Source organism: Bacillus aquiflavi, from assembly GCF_019915265.1.
Taxonomy (GTDB): Bacteria; Bacillota; Bacilli; order Bacillales; family Cytobacillaceae; genus Bacillus_BT; species Bacillus_BT aquiflavi.
This window is the reverse complement of record NZ_CP082780.1, coordinates 1,837,353-1,859,018: the sequence shown is the minus strand read 5'-3', so window position 1 is coordinate 1,859,018 and position 21,666 is coordinate 1,837,353. Positions and strand designations below refer to the sequence as shown.

Annotated in this window: 24 protein-coding genes and 3 pseudogenes; 25 read left to right on the top strand and 2 right to left on the bottom strand. The window is 37.1% G+C overall.

The window, feature by feature from the left end; genetic code table 11:
* Positions 1-39 precede the first annotated feature (39 nt).
* The 8 genes and pseudogenes from K6959_RS08840 (at position 40) to K6959_RS08805 (ending at position 5,287) form a co-directional block, all read left to right on the top strand.
* Positions 40-471: a hypothetical protein gene (locus K6959_RS08840; protein WP_163242638.1), complete on the top strand. Its 432-nt coding sequence runs from the start codon at positions 40-42 to the stop codon at positions 469-471.
* 256 nt (positions 472-727) lie between these two features.
* Positions 728-922 (top strand): hypothetical protein, encoded by a 195-nt coding sequence (locus tag K6959_RS08835; protein ID WP_163240371.1) that lies wholly within the window; start codon positions 728-730, stop codon positions 920-922.
* A complete protein-coding gene (gene tnpB, locus K6959_RS08830; RefSeq protein WP_262421973.1) occupies positions 919-1,272 on the top strand; it encodes an IS66 family insertion sequence element accessory protein TnpB in 354 nt (117 codons plus the stop codon). The genes K6959_RS08835 and tnpB overlap by 4 nt, the downstream gene beginning before the upstream one ends.
* An 85-nt stretch (positions 1,273-1,357) precedes the next feature.
* Positions 1,358-2,922, top strand: a pseudogene (gene tnpC / locus K6959_RS20010) (IS66 family transposase).
* A 545-nt stretch (positions 2,923-3,467) separates the two neighbouring features.
* A complete protein-coding gene (locus K6959_RS08820; RefSeq protein WP_223088217.1) occupies positions 3,468-3,782 on the top strand; it encodes a transposase family protein in 315 nt (104 codons plus the stop codon).
* A gap of 61 nt (positions 3,783-3,843) precedes the next feature.
* Positions 3,844-4,095 (top strand): transposase, encoded by a 252-nt coding sequence (locus K6959_RS08815; RefSeq protein ID WP_262421942.1) that lies wholly within the window; start codon positions 3,844-3,846, stop codon positions 4,093-4,095.
* A 124-nt stretch (positions 4,096-4,219) separates the two neighbouring features.
* Positions 4,220-4,783 (top strand): AHH domain-containing protein, encoded by a 564-nt coding sequence (locus tag K6959_RS08810; RefSeq protein WP_163242953.1) that lies wholly within the window; start codon positions 4,220-4,222, stop codon positions 4,781-4,783.
* A pseudogene (locus K6959_RS08805) lies at positions 4,780-5,287 on the top strand (cytoplasmic protein). Before K6959_RS08810 ends, K6959_RS08805 begins: the two are co-directional and overlap by 4 nt.
* Positions 5,288-5,409: 122 nt before the next feature.
* On the opposite strand, the gene K6959_RS19825 reads toward K6959_RS08805, so the two are convergent.
* The gene (locus K6959_RS19825) at positions 5,410-5,490 is read right to left on the bottom strand and encodes a hypothetical protein (protein WP_374058371.1); all 81 of its coding nucleotides are present in this window, start codon (positions 5,488-5,490) and stop codon (positions 5,410-5,412) included.
* Here K6959_RS19825 and K6959_RS08795 point away from each other — a divergent pair.
* The 3 genes from K6959_RS08795 to K6959_RS08785 are packed head-to-tail and all read left to right on the top strand — an operon-like array spanning position 5,489 to position 6,980.
* Positions 5,489-6,124 (top strand): hypothetical protein, encoded by a 636-nt coding sequence (locus K6959_RS08795; protein WP_223088215.1) that lies wholly within the window; start codon positions 5,489-5,491, stop codon positions 6,122-6,124. The two genes, K6959_RS19825 and K6959_RS08795, sit on opposite strands and share 2 nt — an antisense overlap.
* A complete protein-coding gene (locus K6959_RS08790; protein ID WP_223088213.1) occupies positions 6,102-6,500 on the top strand; it encodes an AHH domain-containing protein in 399 nt (132 codons plus the stop codon). The genes K6959_RS08795 and K6959_RS08790 overlap by 23 nt, the downstream gene beginning before the upstream one ends.
* Positions 6,501-6,524: 24 nt before the next feature.
* Complete coding sequence (locus K6959_RS08785; protein WP_163243609.1) at positions 6,525-6,980, top strand: DUF4274 domain-containing protein; 456 nt, start codon at positions 6,525-6,527, stop codon at positions 6,978-6,980.
* A gap of 232 nt (positions 6,981-7,212) precedes the next feature.
* Here the strand turns inward: K6959_RS08785 and K6959_RS08780 are convergent.
* Positions 7,213-8,329: pseudogene (locus K6959_RS08780) on the bottom strand (IS4 family transposase).
* A gap of 973 nt (positions 8,330-9,302) precedes the next feature.
* Between K6959_RS08780 and K6959_RS08775 the strand changes: the two are divergent.
* The 14 genes from K6959_RS08775 to K6959_RS08710 all read left to right on the top strand — a co-directional run bounded on the left by K6959_RS08775 (position 9,303) and on the right by K6959_RS08710 (position 21,528).
* Positions 9,303-11,087 (top strand): adenine deaminase C-terminal domain-containing protein, encoded by a 1,785-nt coding sequence (locus K6959_RS08775; protein WP_163243387.1) that lies wholly within the window; start codon positions 9,303-9,305, stop codon positions 11,085-11,087.
* Positions 11,088-11,262: 175 nt separating this feature from the next.
* Positions 11,263-12,057 carry an enoyl-CoA hydratase/isomerase family protein gene (locus K6959_RS08770; protein ID WP_223088211.1) on the top strand — a complete coding sequence of 265 codons (795 nt, stop codon included), beginning with the start codon at positions 11,263-11,265 and terminating at the stop codon, positions 12,055-12,057.
* Positions 12,058-12,163: 106 nt separating this feature from the next.
* Entirely contained in the window at positions 12,164-12,613 is a 450-nt protein-coding gene (locus K6959_RS08765) for an acyl-CoA thioesterase (protein WP_223088209.1), read from the top strand.
* Positions 12,614-12,679: 66 nt separating this feature from the next.
* Positions 12,680-13,558 carry a phenylacetic acid degradation operon negative regulatory protein PaaX gene (paaX, locus tag K6959_RS08760; protein WP_223088208.1) on the top strand — a complete coding sequence of 293 codons (879 nt, stop codon included), beginning with the start codon at positions 12,680-12,682 and terminating at the stop codon, positions 13,556-13,558.
* Positions 13,559-13,662: 104 nt separating this feature from the next.
* A complete protein-coding gene (locus K6959_RS08755; RefSeq protein ID WP_163243384.1) occupies positions 13,663-14,637 on the top strand; it encodes an MBL fold metallo-hydrolase in 975 nt (324 codons plus the stop codon).
* Positions 14,638-14,934: 297 nt separating this feature from the next.
* A complete protein-coding gene (locus K6959_RS08750) occupies positions 14,935-15,873 on the top strand; it encodes a Phenylacetic acid catabolic protein (RefSeq protein ID WP_223088206.1) in 939 nt (312 codons plus the stop codon).
* Positions 15,874-15,876: 3 nt separating this feature from the next.
* A complete protein-coding gene (locus K6959_RS08745; RefSeq protein WP_163243382.1) occupies positions 15,877-16,206 on the top strand; it encodes a metal-sulfur cluster assembly factor in 330 nt (109 codons plus the stop codon).
* Positions 16,206-16,436 carry a hypothetical protein gene (locus K6959_RS08740; RefSeq protein WP_163243381.1) on the top strand — a complete coding sequence of 77 codons (231 nt, stop codon included), beginning with the start codon at positions 16,206-16,208 and terminating at the stop codon, positions 16,434-16,436. Before K6959_RS08745 ends, K6959_RS08740 begins: the two co-directional genes overlap by 1 nt.
* Positions 16,437-17,057, top strand: coding sequence for a Phenylacetic acid catabolic protein (locus K6959_RS08735; RefSeq protein ID WP_163243380.1), 621 nt, complete (start codon positions 16,437-16,439; stop codon positions 17,055-17,057).
* Positions 17,050-17,199, top strand: coding sequence for a PaaD-like zinc ribbon domain-containing protein (locus K6959_RS08730; protein WP_163243379.1), 150 nt, complete (start codon positions 17,050-17,052; stop codon positions 17,197-17,199). Before K6959_RS08735 ends, K6959_RS08730 begins: the two co-directional genes overlap by 8 nt.
* 22 nt (positions 17,200-17,221) lie before the next feature.
* Positions 17,222-18,079 carry a 3-hydroxyacyl-CoA dehydrogenase NAD-binding domain-containing protein gene (locus tag K6959_RS08725; protein WP_223088204.1) on the top strand — a complete coding sequence of 286 codons (858 nt, stop codon included), beginning with the start codon at positions 17,222-17,224 and terminating at the stop codon, positions 18,077-18,079.
* The gene (locus K6959_RS08720; RefSeq protein WP_163243377.1) at positions 18,072-18,824 is read left to right on the top strand and encodes a 3-hydroxyacyl-CoA dehydrogenase family protein; all 753 of its coding nucleotides are present in this window, start codon (positions 18,072-18,074) and stop codon (positions 18,822-18,824) included. The genes K6959_RS08725 and K6959_RS08720 overlap by 8 nt, the downstream gene beginning before the upstream one ends.
* Positions 18,821-20,020, top strand: coding sequence for a thiolase family protein (locus K6959_RS08715; RefSeq protein ID WP_163243376.1), 1,200 nt, complete (start codon positions 18,821-18,823; stop codon positions 20,018-20,020). Before K6959_RS08720 ends, K6959_RS08715 begins: the two co-directional genes overlap by 4 nt.
* 11 nt (positions 20,021-20,031) lie before the next feature.
* Positions 20,032-21,528 carry an aldehyde dehydrogenase family protein gene (locus tag K6959_RS08710; protein WP_163243375.1) on the top strand — a complete coding sequence of 499 codons (1,497 nt, stop codon included), beginning with the start codon at positions 20,032-20,034 and terminating at the stop codon, positions 21,526-21,528.
* Positions 21,529-21,666: the final 138 nt, after the last annotated feature.

The following is a 21,666-nucleotide window of genomic DNA, read 5'->3' as shown; positions in this document are numbered from 1 at the left end:
AATCATTAAACATTTTTACGGTCAATAAGAGGAGGACACATGAAAAAGATTATTATTTTAATTTTCATTGCAGTAATCGGTATTGGAGGTTATTTTGGCTATCAATTTGTCATGGGGCTTATGTCAGATAAAGTAATTGAAGAAGTGGCAAATAACGTTTCCGATGAAGAGATTGAGACGATGTTAAATGAACCGTCTATTCAACAATTAATCGGCGAAAATGTGGATGATATTCAAAATATTGATTTAAGCAAAACCGATCTTCCTTTTAAAACAAAAGAGGGAGCAATTAAATCTTTAGCAAAAGAGTTTTCAGTCGGTGAAATCAAAGATATTGCTTCAAAAGTTCAAAGTGGAATGAGCAGTGAAGAAAAAGCAGAATTATATGAAATGGTCACTGAACGCTTAACAGAAGAAGAAATGGCAGCATTAAAAATGATCGCCATCCAAGAATTGCAGAAAAACCAATAACCTCAAAAAGCCGCTGTTCATCAGCGGCTTTTTGACTGTCGGCAAACGCTCGCAATCTCCGTTAGTTACTCTACGTGTAACCCCATGAACTGCATGCTCCATTTGCTTCTATAAATCAGGGTGACAGGGTGATCTCTTCCATGCAAAATCCAATTTCTATTGATGAATGGTAAGCCCGAATTCAAACAACGCATATAAAATAGAAGCACCTCCTGGTACGATAAGCGTATCTATTAAAAAAGGAGGTGCTTTTCAAATGCCACAACAAAAATTGACTATTGTCCCCGTTACATTACATACCGAAAACAATAATTCTTCTAGTTCAGTTCCAGCTGAGCTTTCCTCAAAACCTGCTTGCATGATTAAAACAGCAGCTGCGGAAATTGCCTTCTTCAACGGCGTAGAGGAGCACGTCATCCAAGCAATCATGAGGGAGTTGAAACATTGGTGAAACATGATTATACGGATGTGAAAAATATCTATATTATCTGTGGGAAAACGGATATGCGGAAGGGGATTGACGGATTGGCTACTCTAATTCAAGATTCTTTTGAATTAGACCCCTATGGCGACTCTATATTCTTATTTGCCGGATGGAAGAAAGATAGATATAAATGTCTGTATTTCGATGGGGATGGCTTCGCCATGCTCTATAAACGACTGGACAATGGTAAGCTACAATGGCCTAAAGATGAACAAGCAGTTCGTAATCTATCTCAGAAGGAGCTCAGGTGGTTGCTTGAGGGGTTATCCATTCAGCAGCCAAAGGCCATTCAACCATCGCCAAAAGGCACGTTCTGAACTTTTTCTACCTATTTTTCCTTTATTTCAAGGTTTAAAATGATTATAATAGGAGTACGAAAATGGACGAAAAGTGGTGAACATTGTGGGAAAAGACTCTTCTTCAAAGGACAAATTAATTCAATTACTCGAAGAACAATTGGCTCATTCGAACCAGCAAAATAAAGAATTAATGAAGAAGATTGATTCTCTATCACAGCAAGTTCGCCAGCTAACAAAAGCTTTATATGGTTCTAAAACGGAGAAATCTAAATACAATGCGCCAGACGGGCAAGCCTCTTTATTTGATGATGACTCGTCTTTTAGCGATTCTGAGCACACAGAAGAACAAAGCCAACAGACGATTTCTTATACTGTTGTACGAAAAGTTCAAAAGAAAAAAAGAAACGATTCATTACATGATGACATTGAAGTAGATGACATTCATCATCATCCAGAAAATACAATCTGTGAGTGTTGCCAAGGGCAAATGATTGAGATCGGCAGCACAATCGTACGTGAAGAGGCAGAATTCATTCCAGCAAGGATGAAGAAAATTCAACACATTGAACATGCTTATGGGTGTACAAAAATGTAAGGGGGATTCATCCCAACCAGCGCAAATAAAACGTGGGAAAGCACCACAACCAGTTATTCAACGCAGTATTACTAGTCCCAGTGTACTTGCCAAAGTTATCTATGATAAATTTGTGCAGTACTTACCCCTTCACCGTCAGGTGAAGGAATGGGTTCGTTATGGACTGGATACGAATGACAAAAACCTTTCCAATTGGGTCATTCGTGTAGCAGGTGATTGGCTACTTCCTATCTATGAAACGAATGAAAACGATCATGATGGCAAAATCCGTTTTACATATTGATGAAACGTATGCAAAAATTATTAATCGTTCTGACGGTAAACCGGGTCAAGCCAATGCCTATAACTGGGTCTACCGAAGTATACCTTGCCAGGGGCCAACGATAGTTCTATTTCAAAGTTCATTATCACGTGCACGTTCAGTTCTTGAAAGTTTTATTGAAGATTATTCAGGAACGATTATCTGTGATGGTTATTCTGCATATGACAAAATTGAAGGAATCAGCTTTGCGAATTGTTGGGCTCATGTTCGGCGTTATTGGCTGAAAGCAGACAGCAAAAATGGCCGAATTGGTGTGAAGTATTGCGATGATTTGTATCGGCTCGAGAGGAAGTTTAAACATTTGTCCCCGAGTAAACGTAGAAAAAAACGCAAAAAGTTTTCAAAGCCAATAGTGGAGGAATTCCTTAACTGGGTTGAAACATCGCCATTCTTCGGAAAAAATGCCCTTGCGAAGGCGGCAGAATATACACTTAATAGAGCTGATGGATTAAAGGCATTCTTATATGATGGCCGGATTGAAATTGATAATAATCCCGCGGAAAAAATGCCATCCGACCCAATGTCATTGGAAGAAAAAATTGGCTATTTTCGGTCAGCGAAGCTGGGGCAAAAGCCAACGCCATTTGTTTGAGTATCGCAGAAACAGCCAAAAGTAACGGCATCGATTTCTACGAATATATAAAAAAAGCTTTTGACCGATCTACCAAATTGTAGTATCCATCAAAACCCTGAAATTTTAGATCTATATATGCCATGGTCGAAAATGATCAAGGCAGAATGTAGTAAATAAATGAAATTAGCCGTATTTTGACCAAAAAGATCATGAAATACGGTTAATTGTCATGCGCACCAGAAGGTGCGCATATTTTTATAGTTCGGGCTTACTGTGAATTTTACAAAAAGCAATTGAAGAGCTTTGGGAAAAATCAGAATACCGCGATATAATATTAGCTGACAAGTCTACGAGTAGGATTGCCCAAATTTTTTTTGAACAAAAAAACTATGAGATTCAGGCAAATGTGATATTACAAACATTGACAAGAAAAATAATATTTAAGTTAACTTTTCCTATTACTATCTTGATTGGCTATATGTCTTTCAAGGTTTTTTGATTATGAATAAAAAGAAAAAATTAGGGATATTGATGGTGAAAGTTGAACCGTGTCGAGTATATTTTCGAATTTCCATCAAAGGGCAAGAAAGAGATGGATATAGCTTTGAAATATTAAAAAGGATTCATCATCACTTTTTGTGAAATAACATAAAAAAGGAAAACATTTTTGAATTCCTGGTAATAATGTTAGCACCACTCAAACATTAATAGGAGGTTCTAAAATGTTTTCCGTGTTACTAGAATTGCCAGAATTTAAAGTAGTTAAACGTGAGATTTTTGATACGCATTATTTTGTTCATGTAGAGAAAAAAGAAAGAAAAGAGCGCTGCGTCTATTGTGGATTTCATTCCTCGTCTGTCCATGATAGAAGGACAAGAAAAGTACGTGATTTATTTGTATTAAACAAACCAATATTTCTCATTATTCACATGAAAAGATATCGGTGCCAAAACTGTAAAGAAGTCTTTTCTTCTTCTTTTTTGATCTGTAGGATCACATCAGCACTATACCCATCGTTTTCGCCAGTTTATCTATGAACAAGTACTCGGAACAACCATTCAAGACATAAGCCGGAAATATAAAATAGCTTACTCAACAGTGGAACGTATTTTCTATTCGGTTGCTCATGAAAAAGCAAAGGAACAGGAGGCATTCATCCATGAAAGGCAAAAAGATCATGAAATCACGTTAAGCTTGGATGAAGTGGCCGTTCGAAAGGGACATACCTATGAGACCGTTCTTTATGATGCTGATTTAGGGGTGGTGATGGGTATGCATCAAAATCGTCATTGTGCCTCTACTATGGAACTTTTGTCAGTAAAAAACGTGGTGATTGATACCCATTCATAAGGCAATTCAAAATCTTTTCCCACACGCACAGATTATTGTTGATAAGTATCAACTGTCGACAGGCTATTCTTCTCTGCCGATTGTTGGAATGGGAACGAAACCGCTCGGTGAGATTCGTCCGCAAATGTTTTCGGTGAAGAGTGAAGGTAAGAAGGTAACTAATACTAATAGACTTATTCCAGGTAAACCAGGTGTTGTTACAGGAGGAAATTCTACAAAATTAGGGAAAAATTTATTGGAATCCATGGGTCTTCCTAGTTCTGTATCATGGAAGGGGTATCAAGCACAACATATTATACCTAAAAACTTAAAGAATCATCCTGTATTAAAGAAAATTGGAATAGAAATGGATCATGCTAAAAATGGGATATTTTTACTAATTCCCACAAAAGACCCAAGTGCTTTGTCTAGACATAGAGGATTTCATAGTATATATAATAATGTTGTTAAAGATCAACTAGATAAGTTAAATATTAATCGAAGCGTTGATGAGCTAGAAAAACAAGTATTCGAATTACAACAAATATTAAAAAAGGGAACAGAGAGCGGCTTGCCTTTGTACAAGTCAAAAGTCTTGGAGATCGGTATTGAAAAATTTTATAAAACAAGACTAAATGAAGAAATAAAGATTTGGCAAAGAGGTGGCGGTGCTACTGAAGAACTTTGGGAAAGGTGGATAAATAAATGAAATACGGAGAAAACACCCAATTAGTCGAAGAAGTTATTAACTTTATTATAAATTTGCAACTTTTTCATAACGAAAATCTTTTAAATTTTGATATTGTCATGATCAATGATTATGAAAGAGCAAGAGAATTAGCATGGTCTCAAGATTTGGATGAAGTTGAAAATGTTTGGGATGATATTAAATCTTACGAAAGTGGAGAGATCATTGGGAAATTGTATGAAAATAATTTAAATTCTAAGGAACGTCCCTTAAGAGAAATTATACAATCACCCCACAAATATCCAAGTGATTTTGTATCAAGATATATTGATATTTTTGAAGAAATAGTCGGAGATTTATATATGTGTGCACTAAATCGTTTAGTAAATGGGAAAGTTGGCAAAGTTCAATCTTTATGAGAAAATCTTTGAAATTTATAAACTTGGTGGTTGGCCTTGTGGATGGGGAGGTGGCAAATATCCAGAAGGGAAAATAATCGTATATTCACCTGAGAAAGAACAATAGAATTTTTTTGGGGTAATCTATTATGAAGAAGAAGCTGCGAAATCAAATAGAATTATCAAAAAACCTTGAGATATTTTAAACTGCACCCTGTTAAGTAGACAGTGGAAATAATAAAAATGTATTTAAGTGGTTTTAGCCCTGTATTTCATTGAATTAAGGTCGTTTAATCTTTTCTGTAGACGTTTATGATTGCAAAAGTGAATGTATTCCTCTATTGCTTTAGATAGCTTCTCGAAGCTCTCATACTTTTCAAATAGTATTTTTTTCGCACTTCAGTGTTCACCACAAGGCCTTGATAGAACCATTTTTAATACATTTTCTCAAGCTGCGATACAATTTATCCAAGACCCTATTCGTACAGCGGAATCTGTCGCACAGGTTGTGACCGATTCAGTTGAACAAGAAGGCATCATGTATGCAACTGGTTCTGCCTTGCCGTCTCTCATTCCAAGCACCTTATTAAAAGGAGTAAAAGGTCTTTCTAGCGTAAAGAGTCCTGGAAAATCACCGAAAGTGAACAACAGTAAACCATACAGCAAAGAATTTATCCAAGAAAAGATTAACGCAGCGAAAGCAGAATTGGGCAAGATGAAAGTCCCTGTACTTTATCGAGAGCAACTGTCGACAGGCTATTCTTCTCTGCCGATTGTTGGAATGGGAACAAAGCCGCTTGGTGAGATTCGTCCGCAAATGTTTTCGGTGAAGAGTGAAGGTAGGGAGAAGATAACTAAGGATACGGGTGAAGGTATTAGGATTATTCCTGGTACTCCGGGTGTTGTAACAGGAGGGAACTCTACTAAATTAGGAAAAAAAAATGATAACAGAAATGGGGCTTAAACGTTCAACAAAATGGAGTGGATATCAAGCACAGCATATTATTCCTTCTGAAATGGCAGATAACCCTGTAATTAAAAAGATAGGTATGAACTTTGATGATTCATCAAACGGTATTTTTCTAAGAGTACCAGATGATAATATAAGTACAATGGCTAGACACAGAGGATATCATTCTGTTTACAATGAAGTAGTTGCAAGAGCATTAAATAAAATGGATATTAACCAAAGTATTGATAGTTTACAAAAGCAGGTATATGATTTGCAAAAAAAATTAAGAAAATTACAGGGGAATGGTTTACCATTGTACCCAAGCCAAGGTGCAACAGTAGAACTTTGGGAAAGAAAGCTAAAACAATTGGAAATACAAAATAAGTAAATATCAGTAAGGTGGTAAGGTGTAATGGAAAATAAAGATATTAGTTTGCTTGAAGAATTACTTTATAATACAAATAAAGAGGATACAATTAGCCGAATAAAAAGTATAAATAATCCAATAATCCTTCATTGTTTTGCAGCAAATTATAATTGGAATAGTGGATTTGATATACCAAATGCAATTCTTGAAAATAAAGATTGTGATTTAGGAACGGGATTACTAATGTTTCATTATGCAGATGGATATCGACTATTAGAAGATCCGGAGGAAGTTTCGAATTCTCAATTACAAGAATGGAAGGTTTTTATATTAAAACTTCAAAATAAAATTATGAATTTGGAGTTTAAAACACAAAATATATCATTTAACCCTGAATTAACAAAAATTCAAATATTCAAGTTAAAAAAAAGCAACCCAAGTATTTCAGATATTCTTATTAGTGAGTCACCAGGAAACATAATTGATATTCCTAAAATATAAATAAACATTAAAAACTCATTACAGTAAATAAATGAGTTTGGTTATACTGATTTTATAAAGCCTATTATATTAATTTATATTTTATCATTAGCGTTGCATAAATAAAGACGGAATATTCTGTAAATAGACCAGTGTTATTTTTTGCTAAAAGAACAAGGGCTAAACAAAGGTGCTCTGTCCATTTAGTAAAAATATACATTTAATACTTAGGTGACAGCAACTGTGTATGTGTTTACGGACTTGCTCTATTGTCGAATTTGCGAATCCAAATGTAAGCAGGCTTCCAAAGTGCTGCCTTTAACCAACGACTAATCCAGAGTAGGGCTTTTTTGCTTTTCATCTCCAGTTGGATTAGAACATTTAGACAGTAGGCAATGAGTGCAAGATAAATTTGATTTTGAATCGCTGTTTCACCCATACCATAAAAGTGTTTGATCTTTACATGCTGTTTTAGCCATTTAAAAAACAGTTCAATCGCCCAACGTTGACGATAAATTTCGCTGACTTCGTCAGGTTCTAAATCGAAGCGATTCGGTTATTAACCTAAGAATGTTTCCTTTTGTGTCCTCAACTTCAAGGAGGCGGAAGACATTCTCTGTACGATTTTGAGTAGAGCCAATGTAAACCATTCTATCTGATAGAACAGTAGACTTTTCAGGAACCGAAAAGGATTCTACCTCACGAATGACGGCGTTTTTCTTTAATCTTGATACAAAGAAGTAGCCATCATCCATCATTCGATCGAACCGTTCGTAATCAACATATCCGCGGTCAAACACATACATGGCTTCCTTATCATCAACGAGAATTTCCAATTGATTTCTGTCATGTTCTTTGGCTGTTGTAATGACTGCTTTTTCAGGGTATACAGTATCATTATTCATGAACACAAGTCGCAAATGCAGCTTGACACCAGCTTTTGTTTTGCGGAATTTTGCCCACTTATAATTCGTCAGGTTTAATGGAAGTGTACTGGAGTCGATGATTTTTAATGGCATATGCTTTCCGTTTTTAAAGTGAATTTCTTTTATTTGGTGCACAAGCTCCAAAAATAATCGGGAAAGAATAGCTGGATTGACTTCATTGTTTTTTCTTGATAATTGAGATTTACTGATTGATTCAAAACCTAAGGCTTTTTGAAGTTGATCATGAATCAGTGCGTCACTCATTTCTTCCAGACTCTCGAATCCTTGTAATTGAGCAAGCAACATAAGCTTTATGTAGGCTACAGTTGTCAGTTTTTTCGTATAATGATCTTGCTTACTTTCTTCTACTTGTTCAAAAAGTATTTTTGAGTTTATAGGTGTTATCCATTTACCAAATGATGATTTTAGTGTATTCTTGTCCATATCGGTTATCCTTTACTATTGGATTTGGACAGGGAATCACCTGTACCTCCATTGTAAAGGATTTTTTATTGCTTGAAAATTAATTACTAACTATTAGGAATCCTCATAACCTTCAATATTCATTAATGCAACGCTAGTGTAGACAAATATACTCTTATATGTACTTTTCTAAATATCTTAGTGAAGAGCAAAAGAGTAAAGGCAAGGTAAAAGAAGCGCTTAATAGCATGAAGATAAAAATTGAAAATGACATTCCTTTTATAGATTTACAGTTTAATCATATTTGTGAAGATTAGGGGGTGTCCAATAAGTAGATTTTCTACTATTGGACGTCCCTTTTTATGTTCAAGATTCAAAAGTATTGATTGAAAAAGGGGAATCTAAACATTCCCGATATTCTCATTAATAAAATCACCAGGAGAAGTGGTTGATATTCCGAAAATATGATGTGATTGATTTAAACCTTGAGTGGCTATATGCATTTCAAGGTTTTTTCGTAATTAAAAAAAGTTTTACGGTTAAAAAGTTTCCAGATTTTAATGAAAAATTCATAGTAGTAGATTTAAAGAATGATTGAAGTGACATATAAATAAATGGGGATGTTTGAAAATTGAGACTTCACGAAGGTTATTCATCATACTCGCCTAATTCTCCTTCTTTTCTCCTCTTTTAAATCAATCTTTTACGATAGAAATAGGATGTTTCAAAAATATCGCATGAATCATGATGATGCTTTTGAAATCGAGCAAATTCTCAAAAGCGATATTAGGTAAAGTCTTGCATCAAGTGAGAACAAAAAAGAACTCATCATGTAAAGATATTCCCAATTTAATAACGAATTGTTTTGTGGGATTTCTAGTCGTAAGTAAGTCACCCTTTATTTATCATTGACATTAAATCGCTTGCTAAATTAATATTATGTTATATATTCGATAGATATTAAAACATAATATTATATAGGAGGCGGAGGAAAGTGAATATAAAGGCATCGAGAAAAGAATTAGTCGAGGTTGCAAAAGGCGAGCGAGCAGCTCATTTATTTATTAAAGGCGGTACAGTCATAAATGTCTATTCTGGAGAGTTGTTAAAACAAAATCTTGCAATTTATGAAGACTGCATTGCTTATATTGGTCATTCGGAACATTGTATCGATAAGAGTACGAAAGTGATTAATGCGGAAGGGATGTATGTTTCACCTGGATTTATTGAGGCACATGCCCATCCATGGGTCGTGTATAACCCTATCAGTGTTACTAGTAAAGTATTGCCACTCGGCACAACAACAACAGTAAATGATAATTTGTTTTTTTATATGCATATGGGTGTTAATGGATTTAAAAAATTAATCAGCGATTTAAAACAATTGCCAGGAAACTTTCTTTGGCTCGTCCGCCTCATTTCACAAGCGGACTATCCAGGCGAGCGGGAGTGGTTTAACGAACAGGATGTTCAACAACTGCTTGAACTTGATGACGTTGTCGGTACAGCTGAAGTCACTCGCTGGCCGTTATTGTATCATGGTGATCCTTTTTTGCAACATACGATGGATTATGTAAAAAAGCTAGGTAAAATATCAGATGGTCATACTGCTGGCTGTTCGTATGAGAAATTAAATGCGATTGCCGCAGCTGGAGTTAGTGCATGCCATGAAGCAATTACAGCTGAAGAAGCAATCGATCGGCTTCGATTAGGCTTATGGACAACATTACGTAACAGTTCCTTGCGTCCAGATTTAGCGGAAATAATTAAACTAATTACCGAGAAAAAAGTGAACATAAGCCGAATTTTAATGACAACCGACGGTCCGCATCCAGCTTTTATTGAGAAAGAAGGGTTTGTGGATGGTCTCGTTAGGCAAGCTGTTGGACTTGGGGTCCCTGTTATGAATGCCATTCAAATGGTGACGATTAATGCAGCGACATATTTGCGGCTTGATGATTACATTGGAGGTCTTGCTCCTGGTAAACGTGCAGATGTGATTTTATTACCTAATCTTGTTGATTTCCGTCCAGATCTCGTCATTGCAAATGGTGAAGTTGTAGCCGAAAACGGTGTATTAACAGCTTCATTGCCTGAAATCGATTGGAATCAATATATTGTGAGAAAGCCATTTTCATTTTCAACATCAGTTTTAGAAACATCTGAACTTTATTTATATCCACATACAACGAATGATCCTGTTCCCGTTATTTATTTCCGCAGCAACGTTATTACACAAAGAAAAGATATCGAACTACCGTCTAAAAATGGTTTTGCAGACTTATCAGCGCATGAAGGTTTATTAAATGCTGTATTAATTGATAGAAATGGCGAGTGGATCGTGAAAGGGATTTTAGAAAGGTTTGCGGTGAATGTAGATGGCATGGCTTCTACTTATAATACGACAACTGAACTGCTTGTAATTGGAAAGGATCATAAAGCGATGGCAAAAGCAGCGGCAAAAGTGTATGAAATGGGTGGCGGGATTGCAGTTGTAGACGGTGACGAAGTTGTGTTGGAAATCCCTTTGCCATTAACAGGCATGATGACCGCAGATCGTTCTTTTGATGTTACGGTTAAGTATCATAATGAGCTTTTATTCGCATTACAGCAACGCGGCTTTCCTTTCCACGATATTCTTTATACATTATTATTTTTAACATGTGACTTTCTTCCAGGCTTGCGTTTAGTTCCTTTCGGTTTATATGATGTAAAGTCAGATGAAATATTACTTCATGCAACACCATTAAGCAATATCTTTTTCAAACGAACGAATTAAAAAGATGAAATTGTTAGAAAAGTAGTGAAATTTTAAGAAAATGAAAGAAAATAATGTGTTTTATCTATAAAAACGGTTAATTTAAGGGATTGATAGTAGTATAAATATTCTGTATATTATGAAATAACAACGAAAGATTTTATTTCGTAATATATATTTTTGGGAGGTTTTTAATTTGACAACAGCATTAAAAACGAAAACGATTACGGTTACTAAAAAGGACGGAGTCGCAGAAATTCATATGCATGTTAATAAGACAAATGCCTACGATTTGGAGTACTACAAGGAGCTAAATGCTGCAATTGATGATATTCGCTTCGACAATGATGTGAAAGTTGTTGTGTTAATGAGCGACATGCCAAAGTTTTTCTCTGCTGGAGCAAATATTAATTTCCTTAAAGCTTCAGAACCACGCTTTAAAACACAATTTTTCCTTTTCTGTAATGAAACATTAGATAAAATTGCCCGTTCACCGCAAATTTGGATTGCATGTCTGGAGGGACATACAGTTGGCGGCGGTTTAGAAATGGCGTTAGCGTGTGATCTTCGTTTTATGGGTGACGAAGCTGGAAAAATTGGACTTCCAGAAGTAACGCTCGGTGTGTTGGCAGGTACTGGCGGAACACAGCGCTTAGCACGTCAAGTCGGGCATTCAAAAGCCCTTGACATGAACCTTACGGGCGAAACGCTTTCTCCGCAAGAAGCTTTGGACATTAAGTTAGTTGATCGCTTGTTCCCGCAAAAAGAAACGAGAGCAAAGACTTTAGAATATGCACGAAAAATTGCTAGCAGTGCTACGTATGCAACTTCAAATATTAAATTATCAATTATGAATGGAAAAGAAATGCCATTAAATGTTGCGATTCGTTATGAGGGTGAACTGCAAAATCTCTTATTCCGTTCACAAGATGCTCAAGAAGGATTATCCGCATTTATTGAAAAGCGACCAGCTAATTGGACAGGTCAGTAAATAACGTATTCTATGGCGATATCGGCTTTCGATATCGCCATTTAACACAATAGATAAAGATTGGACTGATTGATGATGAAAAATAATACAAGCTTGAGGTACGGCAATGAGAATGAATGAAATCGACATACTTGTGAACTGGGGCGATACTGATAAAGCAGGCATCGTTTACTATCCTAACTATTTTAAATGGTTTGACATCGCAGGCCATCAGTTTTTTCGAAGCTGCAATTTATCACCTAGCCAATTAGAAAGTGAACGAAATATAATTCTTCCGCTCTTAGATGTTAGATGTACATTTGAACAGCCTTTATTATACGAAGATTTAATTACAGTGCGCACTTCTGTTGATGAAATCCAAAACAAAACAATTAAACTGAGCCATGAAGTATTTAAAGGCGAAATTCGCACTGGCTATGGCTATGAGTTAAGAGGATGGGTGAAGCAAACAGCAAACGGAATTAAAGCTGTGCCGATTCCAAATGATGTGGTTGCGATTCTGAAAGAAAATATTCATACAAATGGAAAAAAACTGAAACCGCGGTTTAATGCATAACTTTTCACGATCCACTATAATGAAAGAAGATACTTCTAGATTTCAAAGTGATGGATGGTGAAAAAGGTGAAACCAAGGTCATTAATGTTTACTTTATACGGAGAGTATATTCAATATTATGGTGGAGAAATTTGGGTAGGAAGTTTAATTCAGCTGATGAATCGATTTGGTGTTTCAGAATCTTCAGTACGCGGGGCCATTTTGCGAATGGTGCAAAACCATTTATTGCGCGTGCGAAAAATCGGCAATAAAAGCTATTATTCTGTCACTGAACAAGGCGGCAGAAGGGTTGAAGATGGGGTGAAAAGAGTATACGCTGCCCCGAGCCCACTATGGGATGGGAAATGGCGAATTTTAATGTACTCTTTTCCTGAGGAGAAACGAGAGCTGCGCAATGAAATTCGCAAAGAGCTAAGCTGGACGGGATTCGGCATGATTTCAAACAGTACATGGGTAAGTCCTAATCCTTTAGAAGATCAAGTTCGTCAAATGATAAAAAATTATCATATTGAGGATTATACGATGTTGTTGAGTTCAGCAACAGTCGTTTCCCATAGCAATCAATATGTTATTGATAAAGGCTGGGATTTACAGCATATTTCTGATGAATACGATCGATTTATTCAACAATATGAGCCGAAGTTCGATGAACTGCGGGAGAAAGCATTGAATAATTCATTAACAGATGAGGAGTGTTTTATCGAACGGACTCAGATCGTGCATGAATATCGTAAGTTCCTTTTTCAAGACCCAGGATTTCCGAGAGATTTATTGCCAGAAAATTGGTCAGGTACGAAAGCAAGAGAGTTATTTTGGAATATTCATCAATTAATCTCAATCCCAGCTGTTCGCTTTTTTGAATCTATTTTCGAACATGCTCCAGATCAAGAAATCGATCCTGAACGGAATAAAGCGATCAATCCATTTAAAGAGGTTTATGTATAAAAGTAAAAACAGCTTCTTATCTCGTGATGATCGAATAAGGGTTGTTTATCCTGTTTTATGAAATTTGAAAATGATCAATATTTCTCTAGGTAAGGAGGGGGAAAATGAACGTAGAAAAAATAGATGTAAACGGCTATCGAATCGGTATTCCAGTCCCGTTTCCAATGAAATATGTTTATTGTTACTTATTTGAACATGTAGACGGTTACGTATTAATTGATGCTGGATTTAATGATCGTAACGCAAAGGCGGCATGGAAACAGTTTTTTCAGCAATGTAATATACATGCTAAAAAAATTAAGACGATATACTTGACCCATTTTCATCCTGACCATGCTGGACTTGCTGGGTGGATGCAGCAATTAACGGGTGCCGATGTTTATATGCATGAGATCGATCTAAACATGATCAATCAAGTGTGGGGAGAAGACAGCTTGCAGACGAAACTTGTCGAGGAAATGAATCTTAATCACGGTGTTCCTCGCCAATTAAGTGCGGATATTTCTATTCATATGGATTTAATAGCTCATCATGTTCATCCTTTACCGCAGATAAAGCCTCTTATGACGGAGGAAGTTGAGTTTGGCGGAAAAACGTGGGAAGTTATTCATACGCCAGGACATAGTAATGGTCATATTTGCTTTTATCAAAAAGAGAAAGGACTGCTTATTTCCGGTGACCATATTTTAGATAAAATTACACCGAACATAAGCTTGTGGCCAGGAGCAAGCAACACCCCATTACATGATTATATTCAGTCGCTTCGTAAAATAAAAGAGCTTCATGTAGAAAAGGCATTCCCTGGACATGGAGATATTATTAATCGTGTAAATGAGCGGATAGAGCAATTGATTCATCATCATAAAGTACGCTTGAAAGAAATGGAAGAGCTCGCTCATCATCAGACAGCATATCAAGTTGCTGATCATATTTTTGCTAAGAAAAAGCTGTCACCACACCAATGGCGCTTTGCTATTGCCGAAACAATCGCCCATTTAGAATATTTATCATTTGAAAATAAACTTAAAAAAGAAAATACAAATCCGATCCGCTATGAAAAAATAAATTTGCCTAGCTAAGATATACATTAAAGTAAATGTTTTTTAGACGTTCGTATTTATTGCTTCATGCTCCTCGTTATCAATGTTCTATTCTTTCGCTCTCAATATACTGATCTTATCTATAAACCAAAAAACCTTTTTATGGGCGTTTTTTTATTTATTTTCATTATAAGCATTTTAGTTTCATATGTTATTATTCATCCTTTTTATTCGAACGTAAAAAAAACATAATATTTATCTTGACAGATTATTTAGAATATTTTATATTACATAATATAGACGATAATTGAAAAAACATAATAAAGAGGTGGAGAAATGACTCAAGCTAATGTGTTACAAAATAAAGTTCAAAATGGGTTTATAGTTGAAAGAATGGAGGATATGAATGAGGAGTATTTAAAAGCGTTAGTGCAAACGCTTGTTATTGTTGGTGATACCGAGCTTTTAAGTGTTCCTCCGTTACTAACCGTTTACCACGAAGCTCCGAATCTTAACTATAAAATCACTGCTTTAGCCGTTATTCAAGGTGAAATTGGCCATGCACACATAGCTTACCGCTTATTAGAGGACTTAGGTCAAAACGTTGATGAGCTATTATATCATCGTCCTGCTCATCGCTGGAAAAATCCATATGCCTTTGATTTTAAACTGAATAATTGGATTGAGTTTGGTGTTTTCAATGGCCTCTTTGACCGGGCAGGATACACACTATTGGGCGATGCTTATGAAAATACTTCATATGGGCCTTGGAAACGGGCGCTAGTGAAAGTGGATAAAGAAGAATTATTCCACTTGCGCAATGGAGAGATCATTATGAAAGCAGGGAAGAAAAATCCTGAAACAGCGAAGCAAGTACAAGAGGCAGTTGATTGGATGTTTTTAATGGCATTAGAGTTCTTCGGTGTAGCAGATAACTTGAAAAGCCGTTCAGCGCAGCTCGATTATAAATTAAAAGGAAAAACAAATGATGAGCTTCGTCAAAAGTGGTTGTCAACTGCAGTTCCATTTTGTGAATCAATCGGCGTGAAAGTACCAGCACACTTTGATGAAAAAAGCGGTAAATATGTGATTGATGTTCCATTCCCTTGTAAATTTGATGTTGAAAATCGCAAATGGTTATTTGATGAGCCGGATACGTGGGAAGGGGTCGTCGAACGCTTTAAAAAGCGCGGACCGCAAAATGTAGAATTTGTAAAACGAATACAACAAGGTGCACATGAATTTGCGGCAATGAGAGAAGAGGAGGTAAGTTAATTAATGATTGAGCAAGCGGCAAATCCACAAACGATAAAATATTGGAACGCTTTAAAAGAAGTAGCAGATCCAGAGTTTCCAATTAGCGTTGTCGATATGGGATTAATATATGACATTCAAAAAACAGGCAGCAAGCTGGAAGTGAAAATGACATACACTTCAACAGGCTGTGCGTGTATGGAATGGATCGAAAGCGATATTAAAAATCGTCTCCTTGAAGAAAAGGAAATTCATGAAGTTGATATTCAAGTTGTTTGGGATCCGCCTTGGACAGTAAAAAATTTAAGTGAAGAAGGCAAGAAAATATTAAAACATTGGGGGGTGAGCTCATAATGAATGATAATCATGGAAAAGCGGAATACCTTCTTTTTACACGTATTAACAGAGGCGATGATTTAAAGCATATCGGTTCAGTAAAAGCAGCGAGCGCGGAGTTGGCAAAGTTGTATGCTCAATACATTTATAATGAAGAGGATTGGGTAGAAATGCATGTCGTTCCAAAGGAAGCAATGATTACGGTCAGACTGCCGGAAGCGCTTTTTACTCAAGAGGGAGTGATATAAATGACGTTAAATCAAAACAGTTCAATGATAAGTTTGGCAGAAACAATTGCCGATCATAAATTTGTTTTAGGCGACCGTTTAGTAGAGATCGGAATTAGCGGACCGGATTTAGAAGCAACGCTTTCATCAATCGCGATGGCGCAAGCAGAGCTAGGCCACGCAAGACTGATTTACAGGTGGGTAGCTGATTTAAAAGGCGAAAACGGAAGCAAGCAAGAGATTAAACAGCAAACTGGTAAAGCATTTCAAAGTTTAGTAGAAATAAATAATTGGATTACGTTAATAGCCGGACTCTACACAACGAATGTGGCGATCGATTTAGTGATGAAGGCGCTGTTAAAAGGCGATCACAAACATTTGAATCTTCCGTTTAGCAAAATGTTAAAAGAACAACATGAACATGTAAACTATTCAAAAAGCTGGAGTGAGCAGCTGCTAAATGAAAGGGGTTCCATACCTCTCCGATTTGAAAAGCAGCTTGAAAAAGCATCATTTGAGGTTGAACAATGGTTAAACAAAGTCGAAAAAGACAACACCATCCTTGCCAATTCAAATTTAACTGAACAGTTTAACGAAACGATAAAGTCATTATATAAGGACGGAGTGGTCACAAATGTATGATGAAAAAAAAACAGTTCGTTGCTCATTCTGTGCTTCTAAAAATGTAAAACAAATCTCTTCATTTGGCACGGCTCAATTAGTGCGGCAATATTATTGCAGCAAATGCCGTTCTGTTTTTGAATATATCCGCTGGCAAAAGTAAATGAAAGGTGCGAAAGCATGATATGGATAAAATAAAGACGATAGGTGTTGTTGGCGCAGGAACAATGGGAGCTGGCATTGCCCAATTAATTGTTCAACATGGGTTTACTGCTTTCATATTTGATGTTGATGAAAAAAAGGTAACAAAAGCGAAAGCTTCTATTGAAGCAAGGTTAGCTAGATTAGCAGAAAAAAAAAAACTAAGCTTTGAAGAGGTATACGAAGCGAAAAAGCGTCTTCATCCATCTTATCATATAGAAAATTTTCAGAATTGCGAAATAATAATTGAAGCTGTTCCTGAGAAAGTAGAAATAAAGCGTGCTATTTTCCAACAGTTAGAAAAAGTATGCCGAAAAGAAACGATATTAGCGACGAACACGTCATCGATTTCGATTACACAAATATCTGGCATGATTGAACATCCTGAAAGAGTCGCAGGCTTACATTTTTTTAATCCAGCAACTATCATGCCGCTCGTAGAAGTAATCCAAGGATTAAATACAGCTGCGGAAACGGTTGAAACGTTAGTTGCTTTTGCAAAAAAATTGAACAAAAACCCAGTCGTTTGTAAAGATACGCCTGGGTTTATCGTTAATCGAGTCGCGCGGCCATTTTATAATGAAGCTTTACGAATCATGAATGATCAAGTAGCAACAGTTGAACAAATTGACCGAATTATGAAACAAGCAGGAAATTTTAAAATGGGGCCCTTTGAGCTGCAAGATTTAATCGGCATCGATGTGAATTTTGCAACAACGAAATCAGTTCATGCTAGCTTTTATGGTGAAAGCAGGTTCCGTCCCCATTATTACCAAGAGCGGATGGTTGACTCTGGAAGGTTAGGGAAAAAGACACGGGGAGGGTTCTTTCATTATGAGTGAACTTAACATTCTCATAAGCGGGGAAAATTTACTTGCTAAAGAACTCTTTCATGCTTTTCAAGCGAAGGGAATGAATCAAGTAGCTTTAAACGATATTTCCGAACGTTCGAATATAACAGTTGCGATCGAAACGGAAAATTTACACGTAGAAAAAAAGAAACAAAATCTAAAAGAAATTGAAGCTTTTGTTCCAGCTTCAACACTGATCTTAACAACGACGCTTCGTGTAACTGCAACTGAGGTAGCATCATGGTTATCATATCCAGAAAGATTAATCGGTTTTGGAACGTTTGTCGGTTTTATGGACGGAAAAGCAATCGAAATTGCCCCATCATTGCAAGCTGAATCTCATTATTTACAAGAGGCAAAAGCAACGTTTTCTGCGATTGGTCAGGGAATTGAAGTGGTTGAAGATGAAGTCGGACTTGTATTTCCTCGGATTTTATCAATGATTATTAACGAAGCGGCCTTCGCCCTTACAGAAGGAACCGCTTCTGTTCGCGATATTGATATCGCCATGAAAAAAGGAACAAATTATCCGCTTGGGCCTTTTGAATGGGCTAAAAAAATCGGCTTAGAAGATGTCTATTCCGTACTAAGTGGAATGTACGAACAATTTAAAGAAGAAAGATATCGGCCAGCTCCTCTCATTCGGAAACTTGTTCATGCAGGCTGGGTCGGTGGTCAGACAAATAAATGCTTTTATCACTATCAAAATATGAAAACAAAGGAGCTGGCACGATGAAAAATGCAGTGATTATCGATGCTGTCCGAACCCCGATCGGTAAGTTAAACGGCTCTTTAACGAATATTCGTCCTGATGACTTAGCAGGTCACGTGATAAAAAAATTAATTGCTCGAGTAAATATCGATCCAACATTAATTGAAGATGTTTACTTAGGTTGTACAAATCAAGCTGGAGAAGATAATCGCAACGTTGCAAGAATGGGAGTGCTTTTGGCTGGTCTTCCTGAAACAATCCCCGGTGTAACTGTTAACCGCTTATGCGGTTCTGGATTAGAAGCGGTTAATCAAACTGTTTCAGCAATAAAGGCAGGATTAGGCGAAATATTTATTGCTGGGGGGACTGAAAGTATGACACGTGCGCCATACGTTATGATGAAGCCTCATTTAACGAATGCACGTTCAAACCAAACATTATATGATACGACGATCGGGTGGCGACTTATCAATCCCAAATTAGCACAAGTTTATCCGCCGATCAGTCTTGGGGAAACAGCCGAAAATGTAGCTGAAAAGTTCAACATAACGAGGGAAGAGCAAGATGAATTTGCTTTAAATAGTCAACAAAGAGCGGCAGCAGCAATTGAAAGCAATCGCTTCAAGGAGGAGATTACTCCGGTTACTGTCCCGCAAAGAAAAGGCGAGCCGATTATATTTAACACAGATGAGCATGTTCGACCAAGAACAACAATAGAAGCGTTAGCAAAATTAACACCCGTCTTTAAAGAGGGCGGAACAGTAACGGCGGGTAATTCTTCTGGAATCAATGATGGTGCTAGTGCCCTGTTAATGATGGAGGAAGAGCTGGCTAAAACATTGGGCTTAAAACCGCTCGCTCGTGTGATCACTTCAGCTGTCAGCGGGGTTGATCCGGCATATATGGGTATCGGCCCAATTTCAGCAACAAAAAAAGCGTTAGCTCGTGCAAACTTAACGATTGAAGATCTAGATTTAATCGAGTTAAATGAAGCTTTTGCTGCCCAGTCGCTAGCATGTATAAAAGAGCTTCGTCTCGATATTGAGAAAGTAAATGTGAACGGTGGAGCGATTGCACTTGGGCATCCGCTCGGATGCAGCGGTGCAAGAATATTGACAACACTTGTCCATGAAATGCAAAAGCGTGATTGCCGTTACGGTATGGCCTCTCTATGTATTGGAGTTGGTCAAGGCATTTCGACGATTATTGAAAAAATATAAGGGGGATTCACATGTTAGTAAAAACAGTCGGACTAAAAGAAAAGTACCAATTACTCATTAATGGTGAATATACAGACAGCAGCAATGAGCAATTTTTTGAAACTCATAACCCCGCTACAGGTGATGTTTTAGCAAGAGTGGCAAAAGCGACAAAAGAAGATGTTGATCGTGCAGTTGCAGCCGCAAAAGCAGCTTTCGATCATGGAAAATGGCCAAAGCTGACACCGTTACGACGAGCGCGAGTATTGAATAAAATCGCAGAAATCATGAGAGAACGATTTAACGAGCTTGTCGAAGCAGAAGTTTTAAATAGTGGGAAAACAGTAGCCGCAGCGAAAGGACAAATATCTCAAGCGATTGAAGACTTTGAATTTTATGCCGGAGCGATTACCACTTTTGGGGGACGTACAAACTCTGTGCCAAATGGATTTTTAAATTACACTTTAAAGGAACCTGTCGGTGTTTGTGCACAAATTATTCCGTGGAACTATCCATTAATGATGGCAGCTTGGAAGCTCGCTCCCGCTTTAGCAGCCGGATGTACAATTGTGTTAAAGCCAGCAAGCTATACGCCAATCACTGCTTTTATTTTAGCTGACATTTGTCATGAAGCAGGAGTTCCAGCCGGTGTTTTAAATGTTATTACTGGGAGTGGTTCTGAAATTGGTCCATATTTAACAGAGCATCCAAATGTCGATAAAGTCGCATTTACCGGCGAAACAGAAACAGGAAAAGATATCATGTCGCGAGCATCTGACACTCTTAAACGAGTTACCCTTGAGCTTGGCGGAAAATCTCCAAGTATTATATTTGACGATTGTGATTTAGATGCGGCGGTTACCGGATCAATCTTTGGTATTTTCTATAATACGGGGCAGTCGTGTGAAGCTCGTTCAAGAATTTTTGTCCATGAGAATATATATGATGAATTTATCGCAAAGTTTATCGAAAAAGCGAAAAAACTAAAAGTGGGTGATCCTTTTAATAAAGAAACCCATATGGGAGCGCTCATTTCAAAAAGTCATGAAGAGACGGTCGACAGTTATGTCAAGCTTGCAATTGAAGAGGGAGGAACAGTTCTTTATGGTGGAAAACGCCCCGAAGGACAGGAGTTTGAAAATGGATATTGGTATATGCCAACAATTATTGGAAACATCACAAACAAGATGAGAATTGCTCAGGAAGAAGTGTTTGGACCTGTCGTAGTTGTGATGAAGTTTTCTGACGAAGCGGAAGTGCTTGAGCATGCAAATGATTCAATATTTGGTTTAGGCTCTGCTGTCTGGACGAAAGATAACGGAAAAGCTCATCGGATTGCAGCTGGAATCCGTGCTGGTATCGTGATGATTAATAGCCCGATTTCTGCATTCCCAGGAACGCCTTTTGGCGGCTATAAGCAATCTGGGTTCGGAAGGGAATTAAGTATCGAAACATTAGATTTATATTCAGAAACGAAAAGTGTCATTTCGTATATTGGAGCCAAGCCATTAAATATTTTCGGCATTTAATTTAACCAATTTTCACTATATGCACAATTAATAACGTAAATTCATCTCGCAAGTGGGCTGTCGGTTTCACGTAACCGAAAGTCCACTACTTTTTAACTAAAGCCCAGTGGTAATATGTCAAGCACTAAAATTCGGTGG

What these genes read in the sequence shown, in the direction of transcription:
- K6959_RS08745 (WP_163243382.1), top strand. Translation starts at nt 15,877, where the DNA reads ATGATTGAGCAAGCGGCAAATCCACAAACGATAAAATATTGGAACGCT.
- K6959_RS08840 (WP_163242638.1), top strand. Translation starts at nt 40, where the DNA reads ATGAAAAAGATTATTATTTTAATTTTCATTGCAGTAATCGGTATTGGA.
- K6959_RS08765 (WP_223088209.1), top strand. Translation starts at nt 12,164, where the DNA reads ATGAGAATGAATGAAATCGACATACTTGTGAACTGGGGCGATACTGAT.
- K6959_RS08750 (WP_223088206.1), top strand. Translation starts at nt 14,935, where the DNA reads ATGACTCAAGCTAATGTGTTACAAAATAAAGTTCAAAATGGGTTTATA.
- K6959_RS08790 (WP_223088213.1), top strand. Translation starts at nt 6,102, where the DNA reads ATGATAACAGAAATGGGGCTTAAACGTTCAACAAAATGGAGTGGATAT.
- K6959_RS08755 (WP_163243384.1), top strand. Translation starts at nt 13,663, where the DNA reads ATGAACGTAGAAAAAATAGATGTAAACGGCTATCGAATCGGTATTCCA.
- K6959_RS08730 (WP_163243379.1), top strand. Translation starts at nt 17,050, where the DNA reads ATGTATGATGAAAAAAAAACAGTTCGTTGCTCATTCTGTGCTTCTAAA.
- K6959_RS08785 (WP_163243609.1), top strand. Translation starts at nt 6,525, where the DNA reads ATGGAAAATAAAGATATTAGTTTGCTTGAAGAATTACTTTATAATACA.
- K6959_RS08720 (WP_163243377.1), top strand. Translation starts at nt 18,072, where the DNA reads ATGAGTGAACTTAACATTCTCATAAGCGGGGAAAATTTACTTGCTAAA.
- K6959_RS08810 (WP_163242953.1), top strand. Translation starts at nt 4,220, where the DNA reads ATGTTTTCGGTGAAGAGTGAAGGTAAGAAGGTAACTAATACTAATAGA.
- K6959_RS08735 (WP_163243380.1), top strand. Translation starts at nt 16,437, where the DNA reads ATGACGTTAAATCAAAACAGTTCAATGATAAGTTTGGCAGAAACAATT.
- K6959_RS08715 (WP_163243376.1), top strand. Translation starts at nt 18,821, where the DNA reads ATGAAAAATGCAGTGATTATCGATGCTGTCCGAACCCCGATCGGTAAG.
- K6959_RS08820 (WP_223088217.1), top strand. Translation starts at nt 3,468, where the DNA reads ATGTTTTCCGTGTTACTAGAATTGCCAGAATTTAAAGTAGTTAAACGT.
- K6959_RS08740 (WP_163243381.1), top strand. Translation starts at nt 16,206, where the DNA reads ATGAATGATAATCATGGAAAAGCGGAATACCTTCTTTTTACACGTATT.
- K6959_RS08795 (WP_223088215.1), top strand. Translation starts at nt 5,489, where the DNA reads ATGTATTCCTCTATTGCTTTAGATAGCTTCTCGAAGCTCTCATACTTT.
- K6959_RS08725 (WP_223088204.1), top strand. Translation starts at nt 17,222, where the DNA reads ATGGATAAAATAAAGACGATAGGTGTTGTTGGCGCAGGAACAATGGGA.
- K6959_RS08835 (WP_163240371.1), top strand. Translation starts at nt 728, where the DNA reads ATGCCACAACAAAAATTGACTATTGTCCCCGTTACATTACATACCGAA.
- K6959_RS08710 (WP_163243375.1), top strand. Translation starts at nt 20,032, where the DNA reads ATGTTAGTAAAAACAGTCGGACTAAAAGAAAAGTACCAATTACTCATT.